The organism is Bacillus cereus group sp. BfR-BA-01355 (assembly GCF_022663675.1).
GTDB lineage: Bacteria > Bacillota > Bacilli > Bacillales > Bacillaceae_G > Bacillus_A > Bacillus_A thuringiensis_S.
The window spans coordinates 1-257 of the sequence record NZ_JAKUFY010000407.1 but is presented as its reverse complement, the minus strand read 5'-3'; the positions used below and the strand labels follow the sequence as shown (position 1 = coordinate 257).

Below are 257 nucleotides of genomic sequence, written 5' to 3'. Positions count from 1 at the left end.
CAAGGTCCCAACTACCATCGGCGCTAGAGAGCTTAACTTCCGTGTTCGGTATGGGAACGGGTGTGACCTCTCTGCCATCATTACCAGACTGTATTCATTTAAGACAAGAATTATTGTAACTCATTTAACTTTTAAAGTCAACAAGTTTTTTATATTCTTTCAAAACTAGATAACATTGCTTCATATTATATGGTTAAGTCCTCGATCTATTAGTATTCGTCAGCTCCACATGTCACCATGCTTCCACCTCGAACCTA

Annotated in this window: 1 rRNA gene; it reads right to left on the bottom strand. The window is 38.9% G+C overall.

Annotated features, from left to right (window positions below):
• A 5S ribosomal RNA gene (gene rrf / locus MR167_RS32255) occupies window positions 1-88 on the bottom strand; the annotation flags it as partial.
• Between the last annotated feature and the right edge of the window lie 169 nt (window positions 89-257).